24 protein-coding genes are annotated in these 22,465 nt (G+C 39.6%); 3 read left to right on the forward strand and 21 right to left on the reverse strand.

The features are described 5' to 3' along the window. Positions 1-24: 24 nt before the first annotated feature. Positions 25-396, forward strand: a complete 372-nt coding sequence (locus B6F02_RS07935) for an acylphosphatase (RefSeq protein WP_080146817.1) — start codon at positions 25-27, stop codon at positions 394-396. A gap of 77 nt (positions 397-473) precedes the next feature. Beyond that, positions 474-1,442: a membrane protein insertase YidC gene (gene yidC, locus B6F02_RS07940; RefSeq protein ID WP_080146818.1), complete on the forward strand. Its 969-nt coding sequence runs from the start codon at positions 474-476 to the stop codon at positions 1,440-1,442. Positions 1,443-1,472: 30 nt separating this feature from the next. On the opposite strand, the gene B6F02_RS07945 is transcribed toward yidC, so the two are convergent. From B6F02_RS07945 to B6F02_RS08050, 21 genes are all read right to left on the reverse strand, one after another. Continuing rightward, complete coding sequence (locus tag B6F02_RS07945) at positions 1,473-3,026, reverse strand: HAMP domain-containing sensor histidine kinase (RefSeq protein WP_080146819.1); 1,554 nt, start codon at positions 3,024-3,026, stop codon at positions 1,473-1,475. Beyond that, complete coding sequence (locus B6F02_RS07950) at positions 3,023-3,715, reverse strand: response regulator transcription factor (RefSeq protein ID WP_080146820.1); 693 nt, start codon at positions 3,713-3,715, stop codon at positions 3,023-3,025. Before B6F02_RS07950 ends, B6F02_RS07945 begins: the two co-directional genes overlap by 4 nt. Before the next feature lie 303 nt (positions 3,716-4,018). Beyond that, positions 4,019-5,458: an NADP-dependent phosphogluconate dehydrogenase gene (gene gndA, locus B6F02_RS07955; RefSeq protein WP_080146821.1), complete on the reverse strand. Its 1,440-nt coding sequence runs from the start codon at positions 5,456-5,458 to the stop codon at positions 4,019-4,021. A 504-nt stretch (positions 5,459-5,962) separates the two neighbouring features. Beyond that, the gene (gene recN / locus B6F02_RS07960; protein WP_080146822.1) at positions 5,963-7,672 is read right to left on the reverse strand and encodes a DNA repair protein RecN; all 1,710 of its coding nucleotides are present in this window, start codon (positions 7,670-7,672) and stop codon (positions 5,963-5,965) included. A gap of 44 nt (positions 7,673-7,716) precedes the next feature. Then, entirely contained in the window at positions 7,717-8,166 is a 450-nt protein-coding gene (gene argR, locus B6F02_RS07965; protein WP_080146823.1) for an arginine repressor, read from the reverse strand. 239 nt (positions 8,167-8,405) lie between these two features. Continuing rightward, positions 8,406-9,218 (reverse strand): TlyA family RNA methyltransferase, encoded by an 813-nt coding sequence (locus tag B6F02_RS07970; RefSeq protein WP_080146824.1) that lies wholly within the window; start codon positions 9,216-9,218, stop codon positions 8,406-8,408. Between the two features lie 38 nt (positions 9,219-9,256). Continuing rightward, positions 9,257-10,138, reverse strand: coding sequence for a polyprenyl synthetase family protein (locus tag B6F02_RS07975; protein ID WP_080146825.1), 882 nt, complete (start codon positions 10,136-10,138; stop codon positions 9,257-9,259). Between the two features lie 10 nt (positions 10,139-10,148). After that, positions 10,149-10,385 (reverse strand): exodeoxyribonuclease VII small subunit, encoded by a 237-nt coding sequence (locus tag B6F02_RS07980; protein WP_080146826.1) that lies wholly within the window; start codon positions 10,383-10,385, stop codon positions 10,149-10,151. 40 nt (positions 10,386-10,425) lie between these two features. Next, entirely contained in the window at positions 10,426-11,772 is a 1,347-nt protein-coding gene (gene xseA, locus B6F02_RS07985) for an exodeoxyribonuclease VII large subunit (protein WP_080146827.1), read from the reverse strand. A 207-nt stretch (positions 11,773-11,979) separates the two neighbouring features. Beyond that, positions 11,980-12,462: a transcription antitermination factor NusB gene (nusB, locus tag B6F02_RS07990; protein ID WP_143745255.1), complete on the reverse strand. Its 483-nt coding sequence runs from the start codon at positions 12,460-12,462 to the stop codon at positions 11,980-11,982. Beyond that, positions 12,459-12,881 carry an Asp23/Gls24 family envelope stress response protein gene (locus B6F02_RS07995; RefSeq protein WP_080146828.1) on the reverse strand — a complete coding sequence of 141 codons (423 nt, stop codon included), beginning with the start codon at positions 12,879-12,881 and terminating at the stop codon, positions 12,459-12,461. The genes nusB and B6F02_RS07995 overlap by 4 nt, the downstream gene beginning before the upstream one ends. A gap of 39 nt (positions 12,882-12,920) precedes the next feature. Then, the gene (gene efp, locus B6F02_RS08000; protein WP_080146829.1) at positions 12,921-13,478 is read right to left on the reverse strand and encodes an elongation factor P; all 558 of its coding nucleotides are present in this window, start codon (positions 13,476-13,478) and stop codon (positions 12,921-12,923) included. 184 nt (positions 13,479-13,662) lie between these two features. Beyond that, a complete protein-coding gene (locus B6F02_RS08005; protein ID WP_080146830.1) occupies positions 13,663-14,724 on the reverse strand; it encodes a M24 family metallopeptidase in 1,062 nt (353 codons plus the stop codon). Positions 14,725-14,974: 250 nt separating this feature from the next. Further along, a complete protein-coding gene (locus tag B6F02_RS08010) occupies positions 14,975-15,358 on the reverse strand; it encodes a hypothetical protein (protein ID WP_080146831.1) in 384 nt (127 codons plus the stop codon). 16 nt (positions 15,359-15,374) lie between these two features. Continuing rightward, on the reverse strand, positions 15,375-15,848 hold the full coding sequence (gene comGF / locus B6F02_RS08015; protein WP_080146832.1) for a competence type IV pilus minor pilin ComGF: 474 nt from the start codon (positions 15,846-15,848) through the stop codon (positions 15,375-15,377). 263 nt (positions 15,849-16,111) lie between these two features. Next, on the reverse strand, positions 16,112-16,567 hold the full coding sequence (gene comGD / locus B6F02_RS08025) for a competence type IV pilus minor pilin ComGD (RefSeq protein WP_080146834.1): 456 nt from the start codon (positions 16,565-16,567) through the stop codon (positions 16,112-16,114). 5 nt (positions 16,568-16,572) lie between these two features. Beyond that, a complete protein-coding gene (gene comGC / locus B6F02_RS08030) occupies positions 16,573-16,917 on the reverse strand; it encodes a competence type IV pilus major pilin ComGC (RefSeq protein ID WP_080147411.1) in 345 nt (114 codons plus the stop codon). Between the two features lie 3 nt (positions 16,918-16,920). Then, on the reverse strand, positions 16,921-17,988 hold the full coding sequence (gene comGB / locus B6F02_RS08035) for a competence type IV pilus assembly protein ComGB (RefSeq protein WP_080146835.1): 1,068 nt from the start codon (positions 17,986-17,988) through the stop codon (positions 16,921-16,923). Beyond that, positions 17,942-19,012, reverse strand: a complete 1,071-nt coding sequence (comGA, locus tag B6F02_RS08040; protein WP_080146836.1) for a competence type IV pilus ATPase ComGA — start codon at positions 19,010-19,012, stop codon at positions 17,942-17,944. The genes comGB and comGA overlap by 47 nt, the downstream gene beginning before the upstream one ends. Before the next feature lie 148 nt (positions 19,013-19,160). Then, positions 19,161-19,886: a YebC/PmpR family DNA-binding transcriptional regulator gene (locus tag B6F02_RS08045; RefSeq protein WP_080146837.1), complete on the reverse strand. Its 726-nt coding sequence runs from the start codon at positions 19,884-19,886 to the stop codon at positions 19,161-19,163. Positions 19,887-20,000: 114 nt separating this feature from the next. Continuing rightward, complete coding sequence (locus tag B6F02_RS08050; RefSeq protein WP_080146838.1) at positions 20,001-20,531, reverse strand: VanZ family protein; 531 nt, start codon at positions 20,529-20,531, stop codon at positions 20,001-20,003. A gap of 114 nt (positions 20,532-20,645) precedes the next feature. Between B6F02_RS08050 and B6F02_RS08055 the strand changes: the two genes are divergently transcribed. After that, the gene (locus B6F02_RS08055; RefSeq protein WP_080146839.1) at positions 20,646-22,460 is read left to right on the forward strand and encodes a M3 family oligoendopeptidase; all 1,815 of its coding nucleotides are present in this window, start codon (positions 20,646-20,648) and stop codon (positions 22,458-22,460) included. The last annotated feature ends 5 nt before the right edge of the window (positions 22,461-22,465 follow it).

Consider the following 22,465-nt stretch of genomic DNA (forward strand, 5'->3'; position numbering starts at 1 on the left):
GTACTAAATAAAGGAGGAAAACAAATGGGTTCTCTATTTGACAGTTTTTTAAACAAAGGAAAGCAGAACAAGCAGCCAGCCCCTGTAGACTATCTGAACGAAAGAAATCCCCATACAGATCAAGACAAGATCTCAGCACAAGTGTATGGCCACGTCCAAGGTGTCGGATTTCGTATGAGTACTAAACAAGCTGCGGATGAGATCGGTGTTACCGGTATTGTTCGGAATGAAAGTGACGGATCGGTTTATGCTGAGGCAGTAGGTTCATCTGAACAGATCGATCAATTTATAGAAGTTTTGCGCAAAGGACCTAGTCCAGCAGCTTCAGTAGATAAAGTTGTGATTAAATTCGATGAAAAGATTGAAGAAAAATCAAATTTTTCACAGGCTAATTGAATTATCCTATCTAATAAGGTATAGTGAGAATTAGCGTTTTTAATGCTCTACTAACTTATTTAAAGGATTGAATATTATTGAAAACTAGAACAAAAAAATGGATGCTTTCGGGTGTCATGCTCTCGACACTGTTCTTTATGGCCGGGTGTATACGAATCGATCAGGAAACAGGACAACCTGCAGGCTCTATCTCACAATTTTTATATGACTATCTTGTCGTTCCAACACAACAATTGATTGAGTGGCTGAATGAAGTTACAGGAAGTTATGGATTAGCCATCATTGCGATCACGATTATCGTAAGAATTCTGATATTGCCGCTCAGCATTCGTCAGCAGCGTGCGACAATGGAACAACAAGTAAAAATGTCTGTAGTCAAGCCTGCTACAGATGAGATCCAAGCTGAGATGAAAGCAACGAACGATCCTAGAGAAAAACAAGAACTTCAAGCTGAAATGATGGAACTGTATCGTGAAAACAATGTAAATATGCTCGGCGGTCTTGGCGGATGTTTGCCTTTATTGATCCAACTGCCTATTTTTACAGCGATGTTCCAGGCGATCCGAATGTCAGAGACGATTCAGAACGCTTCCTTCTTAGGCATTGAATTAGGAAACCCTAGTATTCTGTTGGCTCTATTCACAGGTGCTGTCTATTTTGCTCAGTCAAAAGTCATGCTTTTAGGTATGCCTGAAGAACAGAGAAAACAGTCTAATATGATGATGCTGATGAATCCGATTATGCTGCTGGTCATTTCTATCTCAAGTCCAGCTGGTCTAGCCTTATACTGGTTAGTCGGTGGATTCGTTGCCATTGCGCAATCGGTCGTTACTACTTTTTACTATAAACCTAAAGTTCAAGCAGAACTGAAAGAAAAACACGGTGAAATGCAAGTGGTTGAACGGAAACGCAAACCACGAAAACCAGCTGAGAAAGTTGACACAACTGGCGGAAACACTCAAGAACCTAAACCTATTCGCAACAAACGTAACGCAAGTCCTTTTGAAAGCAAAAACCGTCGTAACGAAGGTAAACAGAAAAAGTAAATTAAGTACTAAAAAGAGCTGCAGACAAGGTTATTCCCCGTCTTGCAGCTCTTTTTGTGTATAATCATCTGGTTCTTCTAAAGAAGAAATCGGCAGAACGATGCGGAAAATGGATCCATGATCCACAACACTTTCAGCCCAGATTTTCCCTTTATATCCCTCAATCAACTGCTTGGCAATAGATAATCCTAAACCATTTCCGCCTTTATAACGGCTGCGCGCTTTATCGATTCGGTAAAAACGATTGAAAATCTTCTCGGTATCTTCCTCAGTCATTCCTTCTCCGTAATCTTGTATCGCAATCTGAATAAATTTACCATCTAGAGAAACAGAGATATGAACCTCTTTTCGCTCATTGGAATATTTAACGGCATTATCCAGCAAGATAATCAATATCTGTTCTAAGTGATTTCTGTATATATTTGCATATACTTCTTTTCTTAGATCATCATCCAAGATAAATACAAAGTCAGGATGAACCAGTTGAATATTATTATAGGTAGCATTTACGATCTGGCGAACTGGCGTCTGTTCATTTTTATAATGAATCTCAACTTGTTCAGCACGCGATAAATCAAGCATTTCCTGCACCAGACTCTTCATTCTTCCAATTTCCTGCAAGGAAGCATCCAGCGATTCTTCTAGTACAGTCGGATCGTCTTTACCCCAGCGATTTAATAGTTTCAAATGGCCTTCTACCACTGCCACAGGTGTTCTTAATTCGTGAGATACATCTTCGACAAATTGCTTTTGATGATCAATATTCCTCTGCATCCGGTCCAGCATTTTATTGTAGGCATTGGCTAAGTCCGTCAACTCATCTCTGCCTTCTCCTGAATCAATTCTTTCAAGAGAGTCAGGATCTTTTTCAATACTTTTCATAGCTGATGTCATACGTCTGATCGGCTGCAGAAATTTCAACGCAATAAAATAACCGATGATTGCACTGAATAACAATGCAATAATGCCTGTAACCAGGATAGCCACTAAGACGCTGTTCGACAACTGATGATAAGATGCTAGTGTATTGACGACTTGGACATATCCGATCTGCTCATTATTCAAATAAGAATAAACAGGCGTCCTAGCCGAATAGGCTTCTCCATTGGGTCCCTTAATGGTTTCAATCCGCAGTTCATCAACCGGTTCAAAAACTATATCTGACTCAGCAGATTCATATAACAGTTCGCCCTCCAAATTAAAAACGCGTATAAACATACCCCCATGATCAATACCCAAAGGGGTTGTTGATTCTGCATCATCTTCTGAAGTTTGTGTATGATCATTATCCTGTCCAGATAAAGAAGGAAGCAATTGAAGTCGGCGTAATTCTAATGTATCGGCAACGGATTCTTCATTCAAGGGAAAATACTGCTGTCCAAAACGATTGGCTACATTCTGGACAGTCGTTTTCAAAGCATCTTCTTCACTACCCAACATAATCTGCTGGAAGGTGACATATAAAACTGTTGAAAAAATAGTATAAGTCAGAAAAATCGCGATAGCCGCTCCAGTGGTCCACTTCCACCTTAACGAAATACGCTGCTTCTGATTTCGTCCTTTTTCTGCAGAGTTCGATTTCACGTACGCATCACATATCCTGTACCACGAACAGTTTGGATGTAGCTTTCTTTGTTGGGCACATCGATTTTATTTCTCAAATAACGAATATAAACATCTACCACATTTGTTTCCACTTCTGTTTCATAGCCCCAGACTTTGTTCAACAAGACTTCTCTAGAAAGGACAACATTGACATTTTCCATTAACTCAACAAGTAATTCATACTCGCGTTTTGTCAACTCAATTACGTCTTCACCACGGCGAACAACACGATTTTCTTTTTCAACCGTCAAGTCTTTATATGCCACTGTTGTTTGTCTGTTGGCATTTTCTTCTGTTTCGATTTCGATTCGTCTTAACAACGCACGCATACGTGCCAGTAGTTCTTCAATAGCAAACGGTTTAACGACATAATCATCTGCCCCATGATCAAATCCAGATACTCGATCGATTACTGAATCTCTTGCAGTCATCATGATGATCGGTACATTGCTGACTTGACGGATACGGCGGGCAACGTCGATTCCATTAAGCTCAGGAAGCATTAAATCAAGCAGGATTATATCCCATTCTTCACTTTCATCCAACGCAGCTTCTAAACCAGCACGTCCATTAAATCGGACTTCCGTTTCGAACCCTTCGTGGTTTAATTCTAATTCAACAAAACGAGCAAGGTTTTTTTCATCTTCTATAATCAAAATTTTACCCATTTTTTCAGCTCCTAGCCATCATTTAAATTTATACGGACCCTCTTTTTAAGAAATTTCACCAGGGATCGATATACATGTATATTAAAAAAAGATAAGAATGTAGAACTTTTTATTCTAATCCAGTTATACACAACTAGTTTAACATAGTTGATGGATAGAAAAAAAGCAAGCTTAGTACATTATTCTAATTTTTTTCTCATTTCTGACAGATATGTGTCACCTGTCGGCACGCAAAAAAGCGGGACCCAAAAGCGGACCCCGCAATTTTACTGGTTGGTTTTTAACTTTACCGCAGAATGTTCTTTAGTCCCATTGCTCTTGTCCGTCATTACCGTACCAGTCAAAGTGGAAAGTACCTTCTTTGTCTGTTCGCTCGTAAGTGTGGGCACCGAAGTAATCCCGTTGTGCTTGAATAATGTTGGCTGGCAAACGTTCAGAACGATAAGAGTCGTAGTAAGCGATCGCTGAAGAGAATGCGGGTACAGGAACACCTGCTTGAACAGCAACTCCTACTAATTCACGAAGAGATTGCTGGTAGTTTTCAGTGATACCCATGAAGTACTCATCCAACACTAAGTTTTTAATGTCAGGTTTTCTTTCGTAAGCTTCTGTGATTTTTTGCAAGAAGCCTGCACGGATGATACATCCAGCACGGAAAATTTTGGCGATCTCACCGTACTTAAGGTCCCAGCCGTATTCTTCTGAAGCTGTTCCCATTTGAGCAAATCCTTGAGCGTAGCTCATGATTTTACTGAAATACAAGGCTTGGCGAATTTTTTCGATCAATTCTTTTTTATCGCCTTCATAAGGCTTATGCTCTGGTTTAGGCAAGAATTTACTTGCTGCAACACGTTCATCTTTAAGCGCTGAGATATAGCGCGCAAATACTGACTCTGTGATTAATGGTAATGGTACGCCTAAGTCCAAAGCGCTTTGAGAAGTCCATTTACCAGTCCCTTTATTACCAGCACGGTCTAAAATGATATCGACCATCGGCTGGCCTGTTTCAGGATCTTTTTTCGTTAAAGCATCTGCTGTGATATCAATCAAGAAACTATCCAGTTCTCCGGTATTCCATTCCTTGAATACTTCTGCTGTTTCTTCATTAGATAAGCCGGCTACATCACGCAATAAATGATAAGCTTCAGCGATCAGCTGCATATCTCCGTATTCAATACCATTGTGAACCATTTTTACATAGTGTCCAGCACCATTTGGTCCGATATACGTTACACATGGTTCTCCATCTGCAGGTGCCTTAGCCGCAATTTTTTCCAAGATCGGTGCAATCAGATCATATGCTTCTTTTTGTCCGCCGGGCATGATTGCTGGTCCTTTTAAAGCACCCTCTTCTCCACCAGATACACCTGTACCGATAAAGTTGATGCCTGACTCTGCTAACTCTTCGCTTCTGCGCATGGTATCTTTATAGAACGTGTTTCCGCCGTCTACTAAGATATCGCCTTTATCTAAGAATGGAAGCAGTTGTTGAATGACTGCATCCGTTCCTTTACCTGCTTGAACCATTAGTAAAATTCTGCGTGGTTTTTCTAATGACTGAACGAACTCTTCCAATTCATGTGTAGCTACGAGATTTTTCCCAGGGTTTTCCTCAATAACTGCATCTGTTTTTGAACCGGTACGGTTATAAATAGATACACTATACCCTCTGCTTTCAATATTTAAAGCAAGATTTTTCCCCATGACGGCCATTCCGATAACGCCGACTTGTTGTTTACTCAATTGCTTTCTCTCCTCTCAAAATTGATCGCTCAGTTATTTTCAGGCAATTGACCTATTTAGTCTGTATTTTCATTGATATCTTTTGACTAAGGAGTACCTGGTCTGTTCTGGCGACCATTCTAGCATATTATCAAAGTCACTTAGACTATTCTCCCTGTATATACTCGAACAAAGAAAAAGTAAAGAATAAGTCTGGAAACTTTTTTGTTTAGCTTAATAGTATCAAACTTTGAACACTTTTAAAACAATCTTCTATACTCTTGAAAAAAAAGATCATATTGCGTACACTGTAAATTGATTCAACGTCATCAATATGAAAGTTGGTGTAGACACATGTCAAAGAAAGACAACAAAAAAAAATCTAACATTATTTCTAAGATTATTATCTGGGGGATGGTCATTACAATGATTATTCCAGCGATCGCAGCGCTGCTACAAGCGATTTTGTAGACGAAGTCATGGAACCTGTTTCCATGACTTTTTTGTTTACTGAATAAAACACCGCTAAGCTTTTTTCTTTTGTCCTGCTAATGACAATAATTCTTTGGCTGTATCCATCGTCAGCTTTGTAATCTCGCTACCGGCCAGCATGCGTGCAACTTCAGATACTTTATCTTCGTCTGCCAGCTGTTCGACATGTGTACTGGTTCTTTCGTCTATAACAACTTTGCTGATGTATAAATGCTGATCCGCCATTGCTGCCACTTGCGGAAGATGGGTAATACATAAAACTTGTGAATGATAAGCTACAGAGTAGATTTTATCTGCAATGGCTTGAGCAACTCTTCCGCTCACCCCTGTATCCACCTCATCAAAAATGATACTCGTGATTCCCTGTTCTTTTGAAAAGACTGTTTTCATTGCCAGCATCATACGGGATAGTTCTCCGCCTGATGCAACCTTGACTAAAGGTTTCAAAGGTTCTCCAGGATTGGTCGCTACATAAAATTCAACCTTATCCATTCCATTCTCATGAGCCGTCTCGATCGTAAAAGATTCAATCGACTGACTGAAATGAACTGAAAAAACGACTTTGTCCATAAACAATTCTTTTAATTGTTCATGAATCGCTTTTTCCAGCTTCACTGCTGCTTCTCTTCTAGCGCTCGACAATCGGCTCCCGACTTTCAGCAACTCAACTTCCAGTTCTTTGATTCTCTTGATCAGGTGATCCATCTGACCTTCTCGGTTTTCGATTTTCTCCAGCTCTTCAACTGCATTGTTATAAAAAGATTTGATTTCTTTGATCGAACTGCCATATTTTCTTTTCAGCTGCTGAATCAGATTCAACCTTTCTTCAATCTGATTTAAGCGCTCTTCATCATATTCCAAGTTATCCATTTCGTTATAAATATCACTGGAGGCTTCTTGAATCTGGAAAAAAGCTGCAGAAATCGTATCAGAAATTTGCTTGAATCGTTCATCCATCGACTCGATCGAGGCCATAATATCCATTGCCTGTCCTACAAGGTCCAAACCGCCGCTCTCTTCTTCACCCTGAAGGGCTTGATAACTGTTTGAAAGAGCTTCAACGATTGACTGATAATTGGACAGCTTCTGTTCTTCTTCTTTTAAATGCTCTTCTTCTTGATCTTCTTCTAATTCCGCTTCACCGATTTCTTGAACTTGAAAACTCAGAATATCTTGTCTCTGCGCTAATTCCTGTTCATTATACTGCCAGTTTTTCTGTTCTTTTTTAACCGCTCTATATTCTCTGAAAAGTGATTCAAACTGTTTTTTTGCAGAAACAAGGTCTTTATCTCCATACTGATCGAGCAACTCGATATGACTTTCAGGAAGCATCAGTTCTTGATGTTCATTCTGACCATGGATATCGATCAAAGCATTACCAATCTCCTTCAAAACGGCTATCGTTACAATACTGCCGTTGACCCGGCAGACATTCCGTCCGGTAGTATAGATTTCTCTCTGGATCATAATCACTTGATCATCGGAATCAATCGCATGCTTCTCGAATAATTCTGCTAATTCTTTATTACCATTTAGAGAAAACTGCCCTTCAAGCAGACACTTCTTTTCACCATAGCGAACGAATTCAGAAGAGCCTCTACCTCCTGCAAGTAGTCCTACAGCATCAATGATAATAGACTTCCCCGCACCTGTTTCTCCTGTTAAAACGGTCATGCCTTGTTTAAAATCTAATGTTAATTCTTGGATAATCGCAAAATTTTGAATATGCAATGCTTGCAGCAAAGCAAACCCTCCCACTCTAAAGATGATTAACCGCTTCATAAGTTTTATACAAATGAAATCATACGTCTTTGAAATACATCTGCCTGTTTTTCTGATCGACAGATAATCAAAACAGAATTATCTCCTGAGATACATCCGAAAACTTCTTCATAATTTGCTGTCTCTACCAGCGCGCCTAATGCAAATGCATTACCAGGCAGCGTTTTGATCAGTACAAACTCTTTCTGTGTATCAATGGAGACAAAAGCATCTTTCATCAATCTAGACAATTTTTTTGAAATATTGAAATTCATTTCAGGCGGCACACTGTACTGATACCCTCCAGATTGAGAAGGCACTTTGATCAGCTGCATTTCTTTTATATCCCGGGAAATAGTAGCTTGAGTCACTTCGATTCCCCGCTCTTTTAATATACTGACAAAATGTTCTTGCTTTTGAATCGTTTCTTGCTGGACAAGCTGTTTTAATAACTGATGGCGTTCTTTCTTTTTCATCTATACGACACTCCTACTCTAAGCTCAGTGATCACGTTAAGGTTTAATGTACTCGTCAATTTAAGTTTAAGAACATAAATGCTGCTCTAAACTATATATAAAAACCGATGGTCATATACAGTATATTTATGCATTTGTTCACCCTATAGTATACTCTAGAAGACACTGAGATTAAAGCAAAATGTACATTCTGATTATGAATTTTTAAACTATTTAAAAAAGTTATATACAGGAATACATCATTCTTTAGATAGATAATCCTCGCTGGAAAGAACTTGTTCGATGATTTTCTCTAAATCGATGTGGTCAGAATTTATATTTTTCAAATATGCTAAAAATTCTATATTCCCTTTTCCGCCTGTGATCGGAGAAACCGTCAATCCAGCAATTGTATATTCATTCTGCTGGACAAATGATAGAATATCTTGAAGAACTGTTCTATGGACTCTTGTATCCGTGATGATTCCATTGTCACCAACATCTTCTCTATAAGCTTCAAACTGAGGTTTAATGAGCGCAACCACTTCGCCATTCGGCTCTAGTATTGTTTTCAAGGCTGGCAGTATTTTTTTTAAGGAAATAAACGAAACATCGATTGTTGCTGCCTGAGGTTGACCAGCTTTGAAGTCTGACAGTTGGCTGTGTCTAAAATTCGTCTGTTCCATTACGGTAACCCGGTCATCATTCCTCAGTTTCCAAGCCAGCTGATTGGTACCAACGTCCAATGCATATACGCGTGATGCACCATTCTGCAGTGCTGCATCAGTAAAGCCGCCTGTAGAAGATCCAATATCTAAGACGACTTTATCTTTCAAATTTAGCTGGTAGTGGTCAATCGCCTTTTCAAGTTTCAAACCACCTCGGCTGACGTATTTTAATGGTTTGCCTTTTACATACAATTCTGTTTCCAACGGCCACTTCTCTCCAGCAGTCAAGACCTGTACTTCATCTCGATTATAGACGGAACCAGTCATAATCAGTCTTTTTGCTTTCTCACTGTCCTCAGCCCATCCTTGTCGAACCAGCAGCTGATCCGCACGCTGTTTTTTCAATAGAGGTTCCTCTTTTCATTTATATTTTTAGAGTTCATTTATTCCAGTGCCAGCGAATCTATAAATGTTAGTAATATTTCAGCATCAAACATCTGATTCGATTGATGGACTTTTTGAACGTTTTCTTTGGCTGAATCCAGTTCTTGCTGCAATCGGTTCTGAGCATTTTCAAGCCCCAACAGAGAGGGATAAGTGCTTTTCCCTAACTTGCTGTCCGCACCGATTGCTTTCCCCAGTTCTTCTGAATCTCCAATTACATCTAAGATATCATCTCGAATCTGATAAGCAATACCTATTTTACGAGCTGTTTCTTCTAAATAATCAATTGATACTTCATCCGCATCAGCGATAACGCCTCCAGCCAGCATAGCAAAACGCAGTAATTCGCCGGTTTTTCTAGCATGGATGGCTTCCAGATCTTCTAGATCGAGCTGTGCATTTTCACCGTCGATATCCGCTTGCTGACCGCCGATCATTCCTTCATACCCAGCGCAATAAGCCAGTTCCTTAATCAGATATACTTTTTTCTCGGGAACGATTTCTCCACGAGTGATTAATTCAAACGCCTTTGTTAAAAGGGCATCACCTGCAAGGATGGCAGTTGATTCAGAGAAGCGAATGTGACTGGTTGGCTTTCCACGGCGCAGGTCATCATCATCCATTGCAGGCAGATCATCATGAATCAGCGAATACGTATGGATATATTCCAACGCTGCTGCAGCTGGATAACCAGCCTCGACAGTTTGATCAAATGCCTTCAGTACTGCCAATAACAGAAGCGGACGCAGTCTTTTACCGCCAGCTTCCAATGAATACTGCATAGCTTCTTCAATCACAGTATTGCTGACAGAATCAATTAAATTAAGACTGTAGGTTTCAAACGGGGTTAATTCTTTTTGATAAAACTCCTGAAACTTCATATCGCCACTCCTAGTTTTCCTGAATATTCAAATCTTCATTAAACGGTTTTTCTTCGCCATTCTTATTAACGATCTTCGTCATTGTTTCCTCTGCTTCTTGAAGTGTTTTTTTACACTGTCTGCTCAATTTAATGCCTTCTTGGAACTGATCCAGCGCTTCTTCCAGCGGTACATCCCCCTGCTCTAATTTAGAGACAATTTCTTCCAACTGTTTTAAAGCAGTATCAAATGTTACTTCTTCTGACATGATTTCCCCTTCTTTCGAATCTTTTTTTATCCATCTCTTTTTAATGTTTATCCTGTTTAATGTCTACAACTTCAGCTGTAAATGATCCATCTGATAACTGTACAGAAATTTTGTCAGAAGCTGATAGATCGTCCGTCGACTTGATCACTTGCGTTTCTTTTCGAACATACGCATATCCTCTGCCTAGTATCTTTAACGGCGAGAGATGTTCCAGCGACTGAATATTATAAGTCAATTGCTTATCTGCTTGACGGATCAGTTGGTTTTGGGCACGAATCAGCTGTTTTTCCAGCTGATCCACATCCCGCCGATATTGTTCGATCTGCTGGGTTGGATCTACTGCTTTTAATCGCTGACTCAACAACCGGCTTTCTTGATTTGCCTGCATCAGTTTTTCTTTCATAACTTGCAAAAGCTGCTGGTGAAGCTGATCCGCGTTTTGGCTGTATCCTTCATAAAGACGCTGCGGTTGTCTGAAAATATAAGATCGTTCAATCCGGTTCAACCGTTCTTTCAAAGCTTGAAGTCTGGTTTGATAGGCTCGTAACAAGCGATGTTCCTGCTGTTCGATCTTCATTAATTCTTCTGATAGTACCGGAACAGCCAATTCAGCAGCAGCTGTAGGCGTTGCTGCTCTGACATCCGCTGCCAGATCTGATAAAGTTGTATCTGTTTCGTGGCCAACAGAAGAAATAATCGGAGTTTCAGCAGCCACGATCGCCCGTACCACAATTTCTTCGTTGAATGGCCATAGATCTTCAAAAGATCCCCCGCCGCGAGCAACAATCAGCGTATCAAAATGGCCTTTTGCCTCCGCTCTGGTAATATTCTCAGCTATAGAGGCTGCAGCTTTTTCCCCTTGAACCAATGTAGGGAAAAGAACCAGTTCAACAGAGGGAAATCTTCTTTTTACAGTTGTTATAATGTCTCTGATTACTGCTCCGCTTTGGCTAGTAATGATTCCGATTCTTTTAGGAAATTTAGGAAGCTGTTTTTTCAGAGACTCATCAAAAATCCCTTCAGCTGCCAGCCGTTTTTTTGATTCTTCATAGGCTTTGTATAAAGCTCCTACGCCGTCAGGCTCCATGTGCTCAATATAGATCTGATACGCCCCGGTACGTTCGTAAACAGAAACACGTCCGATGACTAAAACGCTCATACCCTCTTCCGGCTGGAACTTCAATTTTTTGTACTCTCCATAAAACATAACTGCAGATAATTTTGCCTGATCATCTTTCAAACTGAAATACTGATGACTGTTTCGGCGATTACGGTTAAAGTTGGAAATTTCTCCTGTCAGAAAAATCCTTTCCATATAAGGATCCTTATCAAACTTCATCTTGATGTATTTCGTCAGCTGAGAAACGGTTAAGTATTGTTCTTGCATGTTCTTTTCTGCCTCCTTTCTGTGTTCATTTTTATACAAAAAGAAAGAGAGCGAAAAAAGAGGAATGCCGATAATCCAATGCACTCCTGTTTCTTCCCTCTTCATCTGATCACGCTTACTGCGGCAATAAACGCAACCTTCTTTGATTATTAGAAGTTAAGTTCATGTGTCTATTACTGGAGCAACTTTTTTCATTATGAAATCATATTAAGACTGTGTGTTTACAATGCTTTGAAGAACACCATTAACAAATTTGCTGGCTTTTTCATCATTAAAGTCTTTTGTTAACTCGATTGCTTCATTCATTACTACACGCTTATCTATTTCTTTTTGATACAGCAGTTCATATGCAGCAAGTCTTAAGATCAATAAATTTGTTCTTTCCAAACGCGATAATGTCCAATTTTTTAAATGTTTTGAAATCGTATGGTCGATTTCATTTTCATTTTTTTGAACACCAGTGACCAGCGTATTAAGATACACAAGAGCATCGTTAATAATCTGAGTCCCATTTTTATCTTCTGGCAGAACTTTCTGCATAGCTTCTTCAGCTGTCAGTTCTTCTTTGAATTCCAGTTCACTGCCAAGTGAAAACTGGATCACTTCATCTACTGTACAATCAATATCTGTGGCCAACTGGAAAAGAGACTGAAAGGCTTTTTCCCGAATCACACGCCTAACGGTTCTCACTTTTCCTCATCTTCTTCCGATTCCAATTCAAATAATTCTTGGAGATTTGATTTTTCAGGCACTATTCCTACAATATGAATATTGATTTCAGATAGTGCGATTTCTGTCATATGATACACTTGTTCACGAATACGCTGTTGGATTTCAGTAGCCACTTTAGGCACATTTACACCGTATTTAAAGTAACAGTAGACTTCTACTTTCAAGCCTTCTTCATCAGATACAAGGTGTACCCCTTTGTTATGACTGGTTTTTCCAAACATGGATTTTACTTCAGTTGCAAATCTTCCCTGCATTGCATAGACGCCGTCCACTTCATTCGCTGCAATACCGGCAATGACTTCCAGTACTTCTGGTGCTACTTCGATTTCTCCATAAGGATTAACGTCGCGATGTGTAATATTGGTTTGTTCCTCCACTACTATTCCTCCTTTTAGATCTTTACTGAGTTAAAATGCTCAGGCACGTGATACGTATGAACCTTCAGCAGTGTTGACGATCAGTACGTCGTCTTTGTTGACAAACAATGGTACGGTAACGACTGCACCTGTTTCAAGTGTAGCTGGCTTAGAGCCTCCTGATGTTGTATCACCGCGGATTCCCGGTTCTGTTTCAACAACTTTCAGTTCAACTTTTGTAGGCAACTCTACCCCTAAAACTTCGCTTCCGAACATCATGATGTCGACCAGCATATTTTCTTTCATAAATTTCAATTCATCTTCGATTTGATCTTGAGGAATTTCAAGCTGCTCGTAAGTCTCTGTATCCATGAAGACATGAGTTCCAGCATTATCATAAAGATATTGCATGTTTTTGTTTTCGATATGAGCCGTTTCCAGTTTTTCTCCAGCGCGGAATGTTTTATCTTGTACCGCACCTGTTCTAAGATTTTTCAATTTTGAACGAACAAATGCCGCTCCTTTTCCTGGTTTAACATGTTGAAATTCCAGTACTCTCCAGATATTTCCGTCGTATTCAATCGTAAGACCTGTTTTAAATTCATTTGTTGAAATCATTCTGTCAGTTTCCTCCTAAAATCGTTTCCTATTATTCAGTTTTCCTCTTTGATCAGTCCCAGATATCGATTTGTTATTTGGCTGATATAGATACGTTTATTGTACCATGCTTTGAAGAGAAATGCTTATATTCCGAGTGTTCTGCTGTCTTTTTTCATTAGAATTTCACTTTCGGTTTCCCTTTTTACAGGATAATCAATTCTTTTGTTGATTTCATCAAGTTGCGATTTCCCGATTCAGTGATCAGCAAGTCATCTTCAATACGTACTCCGCCTAAACCTGGAATATAAATACCGGGTTCATTTGTGATCATATTTCCCACGACAAGCGGCTGATCGTTTTTAAAACTGATGCCAGGTCCTTCGTGAACTTCCAGCCCAATACCATGACCTGTAGAATGTCCGAAAGCTTCGCCGTATCCCTGTTCAGTAATATAGTCTCTGGCAATGGCATCCAATTCCGCACCAGTCATCCCTGCTTTTGCAGCGGCCGTGACCTTTAAATTAGCATCAAGAACGATCTGATGGATTTTTTTCAGTTCTTCTCCTGGATCTCCAACTGCAAACGTACGCGTCATGTCTGAAATATATCCTTTGTAGTAACAACCGAAGTCGATCGTGACCATGTCTCCCTGCTCGATCACTTTATCGCTGGCTACTCCATGCGGCATAGCTGAACGAATCCCGCTGGCAACGATCGTATCGAAAGAAACGCCTGAAGCTCCACGCTCGCGCATAAAGAAATCCAGTTCATTCGCTACTTTGATTTCTGTCATGCCAGGTTTGATATAAGTTAGTATATGTTCAAAAGCTGCTTCTGTGATTTCAATCGCTTGCTGGATCAATTCAACTTCAGTTTCATCTTTGATTTCTCTCAACTGTTCAACCAATGAGCTGACAGGTACGAGTTCACATCCTAGAGAAGCATTAATGGATTGATATGCAGCATAGCTTACATAGTTTTCTTCAAAACCGAGTTTGCTGATCCCTTCAGCTTCAACTATTTTAGCCACTTCATCGTAGATAGGCCCTTTATTTTGAATAACTTTAAATCCTTCTGCCTGTTTAGCCGCTTGTTCTGTATATCTGAAATCCGTCACAAAGAAAGCTTTCTCTCTCGTGATGACACTTAATCCTGTAGTCCCAGTAAACCCAGACGCATATCTCAAATTATAGCTGCTGGTAATTAAAATCGCATCAAGTTTCTGTTCTGCAAGTTTCGTTTGTATATTGTTTATCCGTGACATCTTAACACCCTATCTATAAAAGATCTCTTAATTCATTCGCTGACCTGTCGATTATTCGGTATTCAGCATGAAAAGAGTCGTTTGAACTCTTTTATTATAACAAACGATTGAAAAAAAAGAAACGCGCGAACAGAGCCGCTGACGTTTCTTATGTTGGTACGCTTGAGATTCGTTTGAATCAATGATTATAGATCAGCGTTTAGTCAGTCAGCCGGAAGCCGTCACAAGGAATCTCCTTCCCTCATGCTCGTCATTCAGTAGATATTTGTCTTGTTTCCTTTTTGGCTGCTGCCGGATTCTCTGCTGCACTTACTTTGATGATTCTATCTAGTGAAAATCCGCTATCCAATACAGTTTTCAGTTCAAACTGAGTATCCGTTTGCTGCTCGATCGTGACTCTGCCTTTATTAAACACAATCGTTCCGCTATTCGGCGATACCGGATCCTGATCCAACTGTTGATTTAATTTGCTCTCAGCAATATGGAGCATACTTCTCACCTGATAACTTTCTTGGATCTGATCTAACTGAGATACTTGCTTTTGGATAATGACTGCTAGTCCCGTCACAAAAATTGCTGAAACAGAGATAAACAGGAGCGCAGAAATCAAGATACTTCCGTTTTCATTTTTCATGGTTCACCTTATTCTTTTACCTGCTTTGGATTTTCAACTCCGCCTGATATTGATCGTCATTTTGGAATATTGCTGTAATCAGCAAACCTTCTTCCTTTTCCTCAAAACGAATGCTCTGCAATTTAGTCAAAACCGGCTGATGTCCTTCCCCTTCTACTTTTCTTCTTAGAAGGGTGTAATATCTTTCGTAAGTAATCGTTTCTGACTGGCCATCCTCTGCTGGTTTTTCCGCAGAAAACTCATCTCTATGAACAGACTTGAGTCTCCCATCAGACAAATCATATTCCAGCTGATTTAAAAATAAGTGCCATTCGATCTGACGATCTGCTTTTATTTCATCTTGTATTCTGGAAGCCTGTTCTGTAAATATAGACAGCAGCAAAAAACTTAAACTCATAATACTTAAGGCTGCCAGCACTTCCAGGAGAGTAAATCCCTCTTCATTTTTCCCATTCAATGGATTCAATTTCCAGTTTATTTTGTCTCCCACTGTTTAGCTCCTTAACAGTTAGCTGATCTTCAGTATAGTTTGTGATCAAATTCAACTCATGTGAGTGAATCGTTTCTTTGACCGAAATATTTGACCCTCGATTTTTTGAGAGATCGTACAGTACTCTATTTATCTCTACTTCTATTTGTTCAGCTTGTAGATGCGAGACTAACTGCACAGTTAAAGGCAGCGTAACCCCGAGAACAAATACTAGTAAACTCAAACTTACCAAGCTTTCTAAAAGTATAAACCCTGCAGCTTGCCTAATCTTCTTCAGCGAGCTCAAATCTTCCACTTCCCAACTTGAATTTCAAAACAATGAATCCATTCTTTGTTTTGAATCGGACAATATTCAGATTTCCTTGATTTCCTGAAAAACCCCTGAAACGATAAACCTTTGCCCCGCCTAAAATGTCCATATGCTCCGGCAACTCTATTGTTTGGTTAAGTTCGCTTTCTAATTGACCAATTACTCTGAACGAAAGGTCTCTTGCTTGCGGTCGAACAGTCAATACGGTTGTTTCTCCATTCAAAACAGCATGATGTTGTATCCTTGTAATAGAGGCAGCGACATCTTCAAAGAAAAGATCCTCTTCCATTGTTGTCTTAAGGTGATCATAAGGAATAATCGGTAATAACATCATTATGCTGATCAAGGCTAGTACCAGCAATGTTTCGATAAGCGTAAAGCCTTCTGAATGGTCTACTGGCAGTCTCATCTTCGTTATTCTCCGCCTATTTTTACTAAATTACCACTGCTGTCAAGTTCAAACTGTTCTTGTACTTTTTCCAATTGACTCTTACTTAAGAATCCAGCTGTCTGTAATTCACTAAGCGTAGCCGGCTTTATTTCTTTTTCCATTTCATATAAGTCGATCTGAGTCTGTACCACTGTTTCTAATGCCTCGTTTCCTGTCTCTTGAGCCGTCCCTTGGTGTGAACCGATATTGGGAATAATCAGCAATAGTAAGACAGATATAATAAATAGGACAAGAGACATTTCAATTAAAGTAAAACCTGCATCATTAGTAATGAATTTTTTTATAGCTCTTTTCAAAGTGTTTTTCATCATTTATAATCCTTTCATCATAGAAAATGTGGGCAGCAATAAAGCAGCGTAGATGGCAATAATCATTAAAGCGACAAAAATAAAAACGGCTGGTTGAATTTTTTCGATCAGCTTTTCTACTTTACGGTTCAGTTCTTCTTCACAATCTGAAGCATAAACCTTCATCTCACTGGCAAGCTTCCCTGAGTTCTGACCATGCAAAGCAATTTCTCTAAAATCTGACTTTAAAAATGGTAAGTGAGCGATGGCCTCTTCAAAAGGTTTTCCCGATTTCATTTCTTTTTCCAATTCGCCCCCGACTTCTCTAACTAGAATAGAAGCTGTGTCAGCTTGCATCAACTGAACAATTTGTATAAAACTGCAGTTGCTTTTTAATAACTGGCTCCACTCATGAGAAAAAAACTGAGTCCAGTACAATTGAATAAACGGTCGAATAAATCTTATACCTGCATAAAATGAAGTTTTTTCTATTGCCGAACGGTTTCTCATCATCCTTTGTATAACGATCAGCATCAGAAGTATAGAGACAAACAGACCGATCAACCAGAATGGAGCAGTATTCACGAGCGACATCATCATTCTAGTACCGAAGTCAATCGAATCGGAGTCAGGAGAAGCGATCCGTTCTATATGAGGTAATAATACATAGCGCATGGACAACAGCATCAGCAGTACAAATAGCAGCAGCATAATGGGATACTGGATAATCGATTGGATTTTCTTTTTTCGATGAGCACTAGCGATCATCTGCGTGCCCGTTAACAAAACTGTTTCAGAAAATGCACCGTGAGCAGCCGCTAAATAGATCTGCGTACAGATGCGCTCGCTGAACCCTATTTTGCTTAATGCCTCAGAAAGCGTATCTCCAGAATGGATTAGTTCCATTATGTTTTCTGCCCACGACATCTGTTTTTTTGCCGGGGCAATGGCTACAAAATTCAAGGCTTCTTTTAGAGAGAATCCTTCGCAAAGCAGTCGTCCTATTCTTTTCAAGAAAAGTCCCTGTGCTCGAGAGTGTTCAGCACTAAGGAATAGCATACTGTCGGCATGTTTTTTCTGAGATAAACCCATAAAGTTGCACCTTCTTCAATAAATGATTGAATGATCGATCAATTGTCCGTATAGCTTCATTTTGATGATTGCTCTCTGATTCAAACATGCAGGAAAGATCTTTTCCTGAGACTACCTCATATAATGCAGCTCTTTTTTGTTCTGGTGAAATATGGGTACAGTAAGAACTGCAGTGCTTTGCACAAAGAGGACAATAAACTGGAAGGAGTTTCTGAAAAACAGCTCCAATAATCGTTTGTTCCAATAATTCCTGAGAAATCCCAAGCTCTTTTAATCTAGAAATGATGCCTTTGGTATTTTTTGCATGGACTGAGGCGATAATCAAATGTCCAGTCAGTGCGCCTCGAATCACCATCTTCGCGGTTTCCTCGTCTCTGATTTCACCAACGATCAACACATCCGGGTGATGGCGCAGACTGGATTTAAGCAAATGTTCATAAGTAATACCGGCTTTTTCATTGACTTCGGTCTGCAGGAACTGAGATTCATGAATTTCAACCGGATCTTCAACAGTTACGACTTGCTGTTTCTCTTCAGTGATACGATTTTTGACCAGTTGATAAATCGTCGTCGTTTTGCCAGAGTCGACTGGACCAGAAAACAGGATCAATCCGCTTTTATAAGAGATCAGCTCTTTCAGCTGGTTAAGCTCATGTTGAAAAAAAGTATTAACGGTATGGTCAGAAGCTTCTTTTTGCTGCAGCAGCCTAATGACCAGTGATTCCTTCGTATGATAATTTGCTATAGTTGAAAATCTTAGATCGATTTTTTTCTCGGGCAATTGAAAAGCCAGCGAGCCGCTTTGCGGTTTTCTCCTCTCTCCCACGTCCATGTTAGAGACGAACTTAAAATAAGAGATGAGTCTTGTGCCTTCATCTATATCCAGAAAAAATTGTTTTTCCATTCTTCCATTCAATCTAAAATAAGCGGAATAGTGTTTTTCTTCAGGCAGAATATGGATATCACTTGTCTTAAATGTATCCGCTAATGTTACAAGGTGCTGGGCAAAAGCTTCTATATCCACGTACTTCCTCCTCTACTGGTGCCTGTTTTATTACCAGGCATTTATACTTGTCTATGTATATATTGTCTAAAAATATAGGAAGTAACGAAAAAAAACGAAATAAAAAAGGATGACCTCATTGTCATCCTTTCAAGTATTATTCAAAAATTTACAGTTCAGCATTATGGAAGACTTCGCTGACATCATCGTCATCTTCTAATGCTTCAATCATATTTTCAAATGTTTCAAGCTTATCTTCAGGAACTGGAACAGTTGTCTGTGGAACCATAGTCAGTTCAGCTTGGTCTAGCGTATACCCGGCAGCTGTTAATGCATCTCTTACGTCAGCAAAATCTTGAGGTTCTGTATAGATCTCAAATACATCTTCTGAAGTTTCCAGCTCTTCACCGCCAGCTTCCAGAACACTCATCAGCATCGTATCTTCATCAACATCCAATCCTTCTCGGGCAATTGCGATATATCCTTTACGATCAAACATGTAGCTGACCGAGCCTTTTTCACCCATTGATCCGCCATTACGGTTAAAAGCTACGCGCACATTTGTACTTGTACGGTTCAAGTTATCTGTTAATCCATTGACGAGAACAGCAATACCGTTTGGTCCGTATCCTTCGTAAACAACTTCATCATAATTGTCGCCTTGACTGGAGTCTGTCGCTTTCTTGATCGCACGGTCTACATTGTCGTTCGGCATATTATTGGCTTTTGCTTTATCCACAGCTAGTCTAAGCGCTGCGTTTGTGTCTGGATCGCCACCGCCATCTTTTGCGGCTTTATAAATTTCTTTTGATAATTTCTGAAAAATTTTTCCGCGTTTAGCATCTTGAGCCCCTTTACGGTGCTGTATATTTTTCCACTTCGAATGTCCTGCCATGCTTTTTCCTACTTTCTGATTTACATTATCGTTCGGACGTTTAACCTATCCTATTATAGCAAATTTTTCATATTGTTCAAATCTGTATTGAACGCTTTCAATAGGATCTTATGCCTATTTGATCTTTAATTTCTTTATTTTGCTTTTTGGTTTCCGTCTTTTAGTAAAAAATATCCAAGAAATCAAGATCCCTGTGAAAGCTCCCATGGAATCTAAGAAAACATCTTCCATCAAAGCCGTTCGATTTGGATTGAATGATTGGTGCAATTCATCAAAGCTAGCATACCCGGCCGTTAATAATAAAGCAATCATCACCGTAAGCCAGATAGGTTGGACTCTGTTTTTTATTCCTAAAAACCAGAACAGGCCTAATAAGAAATAAGATACAAAATGAGCTGCTTTGCGGATAAAGAATTCAATAAAGCCAGTATAGCCTGAAGCTTGTATGCTGACTTCACTTCCAGCATAGGAAAAGCGAATGCCTTCCAATAATCCTCTTAATGGTTCCCCGGACAACAGTTTTTCTAAAAGCGGCTGAACATTCTGATCCTGATAAGTCATACTTGAACTAAAAAAGAGTATGATCATCATTATTAAGGCCAGAATAATAAAAAGATTGTCTTTCCATCCCGTTTTTTTATACATATAACCCCAACTTTCTCTCGAATATACATATTCTAGCTGATGTGTATGGATATGGAAAGAAAAAACTTGTAGAATAAAGAAGTATACAATTTATATGAAAGGGAGTTATATTTTATGTCTTATCCAATTAATTGGGATATGGATTCAATTTTTAATGGGGGAAGCGATTCATCTGAATTGCGTAATAAAATTGAATCAATGAAAGAAGAAATCAAAAATGTTCACAAATCAGTCTCCGAATGGAGTCCTGAGGCAGATGCACCAGAGTATGATCAATTAAAAACGTTGCTTCAACTTACTGAAACAGTCGGAAATGGATTGTCAGAAGCCATGACCTACTCAAGAGGATTGTTATCTGCTAATGTCAGAGATAAAAATGCAGCTAAGCTGACAAATGAAATCAGCACGCTCTACAGTACTTTGAGCAACAGCAACACGATTTTAACGAAAAAATTTGTAGCGATCAGCGATCGTGAATGGACACAGCTGCTGGAAAAAGAGCCTTTCAGCGCCAGTGCTTTTCCACTGAACGAACAGAGAGAACAAGGGAAAAAACTGCTATCTAATGAAGAAGAAGCTGCCATCAATGTTTTATCAAATGACGGTTTTAAAGGATGGGGCGACCTGTACAATACTTTGGTGGCAACTGTACAAGTCGAATTTGAGAATGAAGACGGAACGACTACAGCCTACTCTGCCGGCCAAGCGGCAAACGTTATGGGATCAGCAAAAGACCCGCAGACACGCCACCAAATGCTTGAAAAATGGGAATTGGCATGGGCTGAAAAAGCTTCTCTGTTCGCTGACACACTCAATCATCTTGCAGGGTTCCGTCTGGAAAACTATAAACTCCATGGTACAGAGGATTTCATGGACCGCCCGCTGGAATATAACCGTCTTAAAAAAGAAACTTTGGATACGATGTGGGAAACCATCACGAAAAATAAACCGAAAGTAGTCGAATACTTAAACCGCAAAGCTCAACTTTTGAATATTGAAAAATTATCTTGGGCTGATGTTACAGCTTCTGTTTCTGTCGGCGACTTTGAACCGCGTCAGTACTCTTATGATGAAGCTGCGGAGTTCATTATGGAAAACTTCGAAACCTTCAGCGGCAAAATGAAAGACTTAGCACAAACGGCATTTGAGAACGGGTGGATCGAAGCAGAAGACCGTGACGGCAAGCGACCAGGTGGATACTGCGCAAATCTCCCGGAATCAGAACAATCTCGCATTTTTATGACTTTTTCGGGATCAGCCGGCAATGTGTCGACGCTGGCACATGAATTAGGTCATGCCTTCCACAGTTATGTCATGAGAGACCTGCCAGTCATGAATCGGCGTTATGCCATGAATGTTGCTGAAACGGCTTCTACTTTTGCAGAATTAGTAGTCTCAGATGCGACTGTCCGAGAATCGGCTTCTGAAGCAGAAAAAATCAATCTTTTAGACAGTAAAAATGCTAGAGCTGCTACAATGTTTATGAATATTCACGCACGCTACTTGTTTGAAACAAGCTTTTATAATGAACGTAAGTCCGGTATTGTGACAGATGATCGTTTATCAGAATTAATGGTGGAAGCACAGAAAGAAGCTTACCAAGATTCACTTTCGACTTATCACCCTACTTTCTGGGCAAGCAAACTGCATTTTTATAATACAGGTGTACCATTCTACAATTTCCCATACACATTCGGGTTCTTGTTCAGCTTAGGAATCTACGCTCGTTCACTTGAAGAAGGTACAGATTTTGAAGAGCAGTATATTGCTTTGTTGCGTGATACTGCAAGTATGACAACAGAAGAATTAGCAGAGAAACACTTGAATGCAGATTTAACGAAACCAGACTTCTGGCAGTCAGCGATCGATATGGTCTTAACAGACATTGATGACTATCTGGAAATCACTGAAAAATATATTAATAAGTAAAGGAA

Source organism: Marinilactibacillus piezotolerans, assembly GCF_900169305.1.
Classification (GTDB): domain Bacteria; phylum Bacillota; class Bacilli; order Lactobacillales; family Carnobacteriaceae_A; genus Marinilactibacillus; species Marinilactibacillus piezotolerans_A.